This window comes from Amycolatopsis sp. lyj-84 (assembly GCF_046549075.1).
Taxonomy (GTDB): Bacteria; Actinomycetota; Actinomycetes; order Mycobacteriales; family Pseudonocardiaceae; genus Amycolatopsis.
Genome location: NZ_JAJPWO010000028.1, coordinates 50,412 through 57,521, shown reverse-complemented (window position 1 = coordinate 57,521; position 7,110 = coordinate 50,412). Strand labels below are relative to the sequence as shown.

General features: G+C 67.7%; 8 protein-coding genes and 1 pseudogene. 6 read left to right on the top strand and 3 right to left on the bottom strand.

The genetic code is table 11. The annotated features are described in order from the left end of the window. Positions 1–271: 271 nt before the first annotated feature. Positions 272–421, top strand: a pseudogene (locus ACLJRM_RS43720) (HNH endonuclease); the annotation flags it as partial. Positions 422–456: 35 nt separating this feature from the next. Here the strand turns inward: ACLJRM_RS43720 and ACLJRM_RS43715 are convergent. After that, positions 457–1,653, bottom strand: a complete 1,197-nt coding sequence (locus tag ACLJRM_RS43715; RefSeq protein WP_410666381.1) for an FAD-dependent monooxygenase — start codon at positions 1,651–1,653, stop codon at positions 457–459. Positions 1,654–1,672: 19 nt separating this feature from the next. Further along, positions 1,673–2,236 (bottom strand): TetR/AcrR family transcriptional regulator, encoded by a 564-nt coding sequence (locus ACLJRM_RS43710; protein ID WP_101613790.1) that lies wholly within the window; start codon positions 2,234–2,236, stop codon positions 1,673–1,675. Between the two features lie 207 nt (positions 2,237–2,443). Between ACLJRM_RS43710 and ACLJRM_RS43705 the strand changes: the two genes are divergently transcribed. Genes ACLJRM_RS43705 through ACLJRM_RS43695 form a run of 3 tightly spaced genes read left to right on the top strand, consistent with a single transcriptional unit; the run spans position 2,444 to position 3,914 of the window. Further along, positions 2,444–2,659 carry a hypothetical protein gene (locus tag ACLJRM_RS43705; protein WP_101612780.1) on the top strand — a complete coding sequence of 72 codons (216 nt, stop codon included), beginning with the start codon at positions 2,444–2,446 and terminating at the stop codon, positions 2,657–2,659. Between the two features lie 10 nt (positions 2,660–2,669). Then, positions 2,670–3,164, top strand: coding sequence for a hypothetical protein (locus tag ACLJRM_RS43700; RefSeq protein WP_101612779.1), 495 nt, complete (start codon positions 2,670–2,672; stop codon positions 3,162–3,164). Between the two features lie 57 nt (positions 3,165–3,221). Next, positions 3,222–3,914 (top strand): hypothetical protein, encoded by a 693-nt coding sequence (locus ACLJRM_RS43695; RefSeq protein ID WP_101612778.1) that lies wholly within the window; start codon positions 3,222–3,224, stop codon positions 3,912–3,914. On the opposite strand, the gene ACLJRM_RS43690 is transcribed toward ACLJRM_RS43695, so the two are convergent. Further along, a complete protein-coding gene (locus tag ACLJRM_RS43690) occupies positions 3,904–4,878 on the bottom strand; it encodes a GlxA family transcriptional regulator (RefSeq protein ID WP_101613787.1) in 975 nt (324 codons plus the stop codon). The genes ACLJRM_RS43695 and ACLJRM_RS43690 overlap by 11 nt on opposite strands. Positions 4,879–4,965: 87 nt before the next feature. Between ACLJRM_RS43690 and ACLJRM_RS43685 the strand changes: the two genes are divergently transcribed. Together ACLJRM_RS43685 and ACLJRM_RS43680 are read left to right on the top strand one after the other, a co-directional pair. Then, entirely contained in the window at positions 4,966–5,109 is a 144-nt protein-coding gene (locus ACLJRM_RS43685) for a hypothetical protein (protein WP_168214514.1), read from the top strand. Positions 5,110–5,325: 216 nt separating this feature from the next. Further along, positions 5,326–7,065 carry a BCCT family transporter gene (locus tag ACLJRM_RS43680; protein ID WP_174720520.1) on the top strand — a complete coding sequence of 580 codons (1,740 nt, stop codon included), beginning with the start codon at positions 5,326–5,328 and terminating at the stop codon, positions 7,063–7,065. Positions 7,066–7,110: the final 45 nt, after the last annotated feature.

The window sequence follows — 7,110 nt, the reverse complement described above, 5'->3', positions numbered from 1 at the left end:
GCACCGCACCCCAAAAACGCACCCGCACCGAACGCGGCAACACGAACCCGCCAGCCACCACAAACTCCCAGCTCACGAAGGATGTTGCAACGACCGCATGAATCCGCCTGGCTTTCGCGACACGGCCGCTGGACAGCATGAACTTGCGAACACTCGCACGCAGAATCCAGTAGGCACCCTTGGCTCTAACCGTCCTTACCACTCACGAGGCGCCCCTCTCCGCACTCGCTGAGCGGAATTGTCGCGTGAATGTGTACTACATGAATATGCGGTTCTGCTGTGCACGAAGCACCACCGGTTCATCCACCACAGTGAGTGGAAGGTAGCCATCGCGCAAGACGGACTACCCGAATTCACCGCACCCGCCTACCTCGACCCCACCGGCCGACCGAGGCGCAACACCATGCACCTCAGGACATAGGCCGGCCTGAGCTCCTCTGTCACGCGGGACCCGGCTCACCGGCTCCGGATCTCGGTCCCCTGCTTCAGGTTCGTCACCAGCGCCGTCGACTTGCCCGTGACGGCGGCCGCGAGCGTGCGTTCGAGGCCGGGCAGCCTTGCCGCGCGCAGGAAGACCCGGCGCGCCTGGAGAAGGAACCGGTTCGCGGGCAGGAACCAGCGCGCTCCACGGCGGGCGACTTGCTGCTTCTCGGTCACCACCGGACGCACCAGCTCTTCGTACTTCGCGAAGGCGTCCTCGATCGAGTGTGCTTGCGTGAGTTGTTCGGCCAGGACGAACGCGCCCGCGATTCCCAGGGAAGCGCCCTGTCCGGCGAGGAGTGAGACGGCGTAGCAGGCGTCGCCGACGAGAACGACCCGGCCGCGGCTCCACGACGGCATCTCGATCTGCGCGACCTGGTCGTAGTACACCTCCTCGGCGGGCGGGCACAGGTCGAGCGCTTTCGGCACGGCCCAGCCGAGGGAACCGTAGGTCGCGCGGAGGGTCTCTCGTGCGTTGCTCGGCAGGGCCGGATCCGGGGTGCGGTGCACGGCGAACGCGGCGAGCTTGCCGTCGCGGAGACCGTAGAAGCCCATCTGCATGCCGATGGTGTCGGTGAGGCAGAACCGCTCCCCCACCCGCTCGCGGATCTCTTCGTCCTCGAAGACGAACGCGGCCGTGTGGAACCCGAGGTATCGCAAGAACCGGTCTTCGGCATCGAAAACCAGCCGCCGGACGGTCGAATGGATTCCGTCGGCCCCGACCAGAAGATCGGCTTCGAGCTCTTCGCCGTCCGTCAACGTCACGCGTACGCGGTCGCCGAGATCCTCGACTCCCGTGACCCCGGAACCGAACCGGACGTCCACTGTGGACGGCAGTGCCGTGCGCAGCACCCGCTCCAGATCGGGCCGCATGATGCTGCACAGCCTGCCCCGCAGCGACTTGCCGAAGCGGACGTAGTCGATCGCCGCCCGGCGGCGGCCGCGCTCGTCCAGCAAACTCGCTTCGTCCACTCGGTACGCCACGTCCTCGACCTCGGGCAGCAGGCCCATTTCCTCGACCGCGTCGAAACCCGGGCCGAAGAAGTCGATCATGTAGCCCTGTTCCCGCGGTCCCGCGGCACGTTCGAGCACCACGACTTCGACATCCCGCGCCGCGAGCCGGTGCGCCAGTGCCAGCCCGGTGATCCCGGCACCGCAGATCGCCACCTTCATGGAATCCCTCCCTTTCGATTCAGCGGACCAGCCGGTGCAGGACGGCCGAGGTGGCACCGCCGCCGGACTCCGGTTCGAGCGCGCGGTGCAGCAGAAGCCCGTCCACCGTGGCGAAGAGCACCGCGGCCGTGCCCTCGGCGTCGGCCACTCCATGCTCCGCCAGCCAACCGCCGAACCTGGCGCGCAAACCGGCGAGGATCTCCCGGATGCCTTGACGCAAGGTGTCGTCACGGGTCGCGGCCAGGTATGCCTCGGCGAACAGCAACGACATCGGATCGGTGCCGGTGTATTCGCCGACCGACGCGAGCAACGCGTCCACCGCGTCTTCGGGTGTCCCGGCGGTTTCCAGCGCCGGCTCGAAAGCACCGGCGACCTCGCCCATCGCCCCCAGCACCGCCTCGATCAGCAAGGCCTGCAGCGAAGGGAAGTGGTAGTGCACGACGCTCGGGGTGACCCCGGCGCGCTCGGCCAGGATCCGGGTGCTGACCGCGGACCAGCCGAGTTCGGGCACCAGCGTGACCGCGGCTTCGAGCAGTCGCCGTCGCGCGAGTCGGCCACGTTCCGCGGCCGGGGAGCCTGCCACCATCGCCTCCTAGGGCGTTCGTCCTGTACGACTGCCCTGATCGTACGCCCGGTTCCGATCGGCTCGCAAACTCGGTGGTCACGGCAAGTCGGCCTAGGCCCCGCATACCTCGACTAAGTTCCGGGAGAACCGAACGCGGCAAAATTGACCTCGTTGCGCATCGGAGCCATCGCGAGGCTTGCTCTTCCTAACTCACCTGGAGGACACATGGTCTCGAAGCCCCGCGTCGCGCTGGGAATGCTCGTACTGGTCGCGCTGGCGGGCGGATTGATCGCGCTGCTGGTCTCTCTCGACGCAAGCGCCTTCTGGGTCAAGACCCTGCCGATCGGCGTGCTGGCGGGCGGAGCGGCCTTGGCTCAGTCCCTCGGGTTCTTCAACAAGCCCTCGAAGGACAAGGGGACCGGTCCCCACGCCCGCCGTTAGCGTCCTGTCGGTGACCGAACTGGGTGCCTACGTCGAACGCTTCGAGACGAACTCCCGCAGCCGCGCGCTCCGGGGGCTGGCCGCGATGGCGATCGGCGCCCCGATCGCCCTCTTCGGAATCGTCCTGTTCCTGATGGGACAGGAGGCCGGGGTCTTCGGCGGGGAGATGTTCCTCGGTCTCGTCATCGGTTGCGGGCTGGGGCTGATGCTGATGGGCGGCTGGCTCTGCTGGCAGGCCGTCGGCAAACGGGGCGAGACCTTCACGCTGTACGAGCGGGGATTCGTGCACACCTGGCGCCGGTCGACCACCATCGTGCCGTGGGATTCGATCGAGGTGGTCGTCGACCACACCAAGAGCAACATCCTCGCCAAGACTCTCGGCGGCGATGTCGGTTGCGTCGTCAAGCTCGCGGACGGCCGGAAGATCCTCATCAACGGATTCACCGAAGGCGCCGCCATGCTGACCTACGACATCTCCGAAGCGGTCCGGCGACGTCCCGTCTGACCCACGGCAACCTTCCGGCCCCGCCGCGCGTTCTCCCTGAACGGGGAGGAGCGGGTCATGGAGATCATCGTCGCGAACGAACTGGGCGTCCGGGCCGTGGTGCTGACACTGCGGGCCAAGGGATCGGCTCTCGATTTCCGGCTGTTCCCCATGGTGCACATCGGGACGCAGGCCTATTTCGACACCGTGCGGCGGCAGGCGAACGAGTGCGACGTGGTGGTGGCCGAGGGGGTCGGCGACGCGAAGCCGGTGTCCCGGCTGACAGCGAGCTACCGGCTCGCCGCCCGGAACAAGCGCCTCGGGCTGGTGGTGCAGGACTTGAAGGCCGGCACCTTCACCGTGCCGACGGTCCGCCCGGACCTGGACGGCCCGGGGTTCACCGAAGGCTGGCGCCGCGTCCCCCTCGGCGACCGGTTGATGATGTCCGTCCTCGCACCCGCGCTGGGGGTGTTCCTGCGCGGCTTCGGCACCCGCGGGATGCTGGCGCGGTTCCTGACCGTCGACGACGAAGACGACTCCTGGGTCGAATCCGCCGAGGCCATGCCCGAGTTCGACGACCTGATCAGCGTCAGCCGCGACAAGCTCCTTGTGGACGCGCTGGCCGGGCTGCACGAGCAGCGGCATCACGAGCCGGGGACGATCGGCGTGGTCTACGGCGCCGAGCACATGCGCGCGGTCGTGCGCGAACTCCGCGCCCGGTTCGGCTACGTCGTGCGGGACGCGGAATACGTCACCGTGTTCACGCTCTGACGGTCGTCCTTTGTGGACTGGGCGCGAAGGTCCGGCGGTAGTCCTGCGGCGAGACGCCGACGACCTTGTGGAAATGGTGGCGCAGCAGGGCTCCCGAGCCGAAACCGCAACGGCGCGCGACCTCGTCGACGCTCATCGTCGTCTCCTCCAGCAGGGACCTCGCGTGCAGTACCCGTTGCGTCGAAAGCCATCGGTGCGGCGTGGTCCCTGTCTCGGCGACGAACTTGCGGGCGAAGGTGCGCTCGGACATCTGCGCGCGGCGGGCGAGATCGACGACGGGGTGTTCCCGCTCGATGGTGTCGAGCATCCAGGTGAGCACCGGCTGGAGGCTGTCGCTGGTGCACTCCGGAATCGGCACCTCGACGAACTGACGCTGCCCGCCCTCGCGCTGCGGCGCCACCACCATGCGCCGGGCGATCGCGGTGGCCGCGGCGGACCCGAGTTCGCGCCGGACCAGGTGCAGGCAGGCGTCGATGCCGGCGGCCGTCCCCGCGCTGGTGATGATGTCGCCGTCGTCGACGTAGAGGACGTCCGGGTCCAGCTGTGCCCGGGGGAAGCGCTTCCGGAACCCGGCGCTGTGCCGCCAGTGGTTCGTGCACCGCCGCTCGTCGAGCAGGCCCGCGGCGCCCAGCACGAACGCGCCGGTGCAGACGGAAAGCAGCGTGGCGCCTCGCGCCGAAGCCGCACGGAGCGCTTCGAGCACCGCCGGCGGGTACTCGTCGCGCACGTCGCAGGCGGGGACGACGACGAGGTCCGCGTCCTCCGTCGCTTCGAGGCCGAGCTCCGGGGTCATCTTCACGCCGTGCCCGAGGCTGAGCGGCACTCCCGCCCGCTCCCCGCACACGCGGAAGTCGAGCAAGGGCACCCCGTCGTCGGTGCGGTCGTAGCCGAACACCTCGCAGACGACACCGAACTCGAAGACGGCGAAATCGTCCAGCAGCACCACGGCGACGCTCTTCAACATGCCCGGGAGCATAGCTGGCAGGATTTTGACGCACAACGACAGGACTGCCACTTTTGGCAGGATCTCGGGTGGCGCAAACTTACTGCCATGACCGCAATCATCGCCTCCCTCGCCCTGATCGCCCTCGTCACCTACCTCCTGGAGCGCAACCACGAACGGCAAGGCCGTCCGACCGCGTCCGGCGGCGACCCGCTCGGCCGCCCGTTCTGGAGGGGTGGCGCCACCGTCTGAGCCCGCCGACGGCGGGGCCCGGTGTCATGAGCGACACGTCCCCCGCCGAAGGCGCGAACGAAGCCGATATCCGCCGAGGTCAGGCCCACAATCATGGGTTTAAACCTCTCCGCCCGTATTTTCTGCCGGTTACCAGTTTTCTGGTTAGGGTGCAGTGGTGCAAACGGGTTAACTCGGGCGGAAGGAGAACGCGCCGTCATCGGCGCGTGGCTGAACATGAGTTCGCAGGACGGTAAACAAGCGGAAGAAGGGGCCGTCGCGGAGACCGCGACAGACCTCGCCCACGCACCGGATACGACAGGTCCGGGGCATACCCCCGATGAACACGTCCCCCTCGCCTCGGAACGACCCGCCGAAACCGACCGGACTGTTTTCGGGGTGGCGGCGGCCCTCGCGCTCGCGATCATCGTCTGGGGCGTTCTCGCGCCGGAGAGCCTCGCGAACGTAGCGTCGACCCTCCTCAACGACGCCGTCATTCCTTACGGTGGCTGGGCTTTCGTCCTCACCGCGAGCGGTTTCGTTGTTTTCGCGGTCTGTCTGGCGATAAGCCGCTACGGCCGGATCCCGCTGGGCGCGGACAAGGAACTGCCCGAGTTCCGGACCTCTTCGTGGATCGCGATGATGTTCAGCGCCGGCATGGGTATCGGCCTGATGTTCTTCGGGGTGTACGAGCCGGTTTCCCACCTCGCGAGCCCGCCTCCGGGCACCGCGGCACCGAACTCCGACGAAGCCGTCCACACCGCGATGGCGACGACGTTGTTCCACTGGACCGTGCACCCGTGGGCGATTTACGCCGTCGTCGGTCTCGCGATCGCCTACAGCACCTTCCGCAAGGGCCGCACCCAGCTGATCAGTTCGGTGTTCGCGCCGCTGATCGGCAAGCGGCGCACCGAAGGCCCGCTGGGCAAGGCGATCGACATCATGGCGATCTTCGCCACCCTGTTCGGTTCGGCTGCCTCTCTCGGCCTCGGCGCGCTCCAGGTCGGTGGCGGCATGGGTGCCGTCGGCTGGATCGACGACCCCGGCAAGGGCCTCCTGGTCGCGATCATCGCGATCCTCACCATCGCGTTCATCGCGTCGGCGGTGTCCGGGGTGGCCAAGGGAATCCAGTGGCTGTCCAACATCAACATGGTGCTCGCCGCGGTGCTCGCGGTGTTCGTGCTGGTGGTCGGGCCGACCGTGCTGATCCTCAACATCGTGCCGGGCGCGATCGGCGACTACTTCCGCGAGCTGGCGGAGATGTCCGGCCGCACCGGGATGACCGGCGGCGAGGAGATGCAGACCTGGCTCGGCGGCTGGACGGTCTTCTACTGGGCGTGGTGGATCTCCTGGACGCCCTTCGTCGGCATGTTCATCGCGCGGATCTCCCGCGGCCGCACCATCCGGCAGTTCATCTTCGGCGTCATCGCGATCCCGAGCATCGTGAGCCTGATCTGGTTCGCGATCTTCGGCGGCGCGGCGATCAGCAGGCAGCGGGCGGGCACGGACATCGCGGGCGCGGGCAGTGCCCAGTCGGCGACGTTCGAACTGCTCGAGACCCTGCCGTGGTTCATCCCGATCGCGATCCTGGTGATGATCCTGGTGTCCATCTTCTTCGTCTCCGGTGCGGACGCGGCGTCGGTGGTGATGGGCACCTTGTCCCAGCGCGGAAGCGTGCATCCGAAGAAGGGTGTCGTCATCTTCTGGGGCGTGCTGATGGGCGCCGTCGCGGCGGTGATGCTGCTGGTCGGCGGGAACAAGGCGCTGACCGGTCTGCAGAATCTCACCATCCTGATCGCGGTGCCGTTCGTCTTCGTGATGGTCGGGCTGTGCGCGTCGGTCTGGAAGGACCTGCGCAACGACCCGCTGATGAAGCAGGAAGACGCGATGATGCTGTCGCTGAAGGAACTGCACGAGGAACGCACGAACGGCCACGGCCGCCGTCGCATCCTCGGACGGTCGAAGCAGAAGTCCTGACTTCGTAAGTACAGGAAGGCCCCCTTCGCTCCGAAGGGGGCCTTC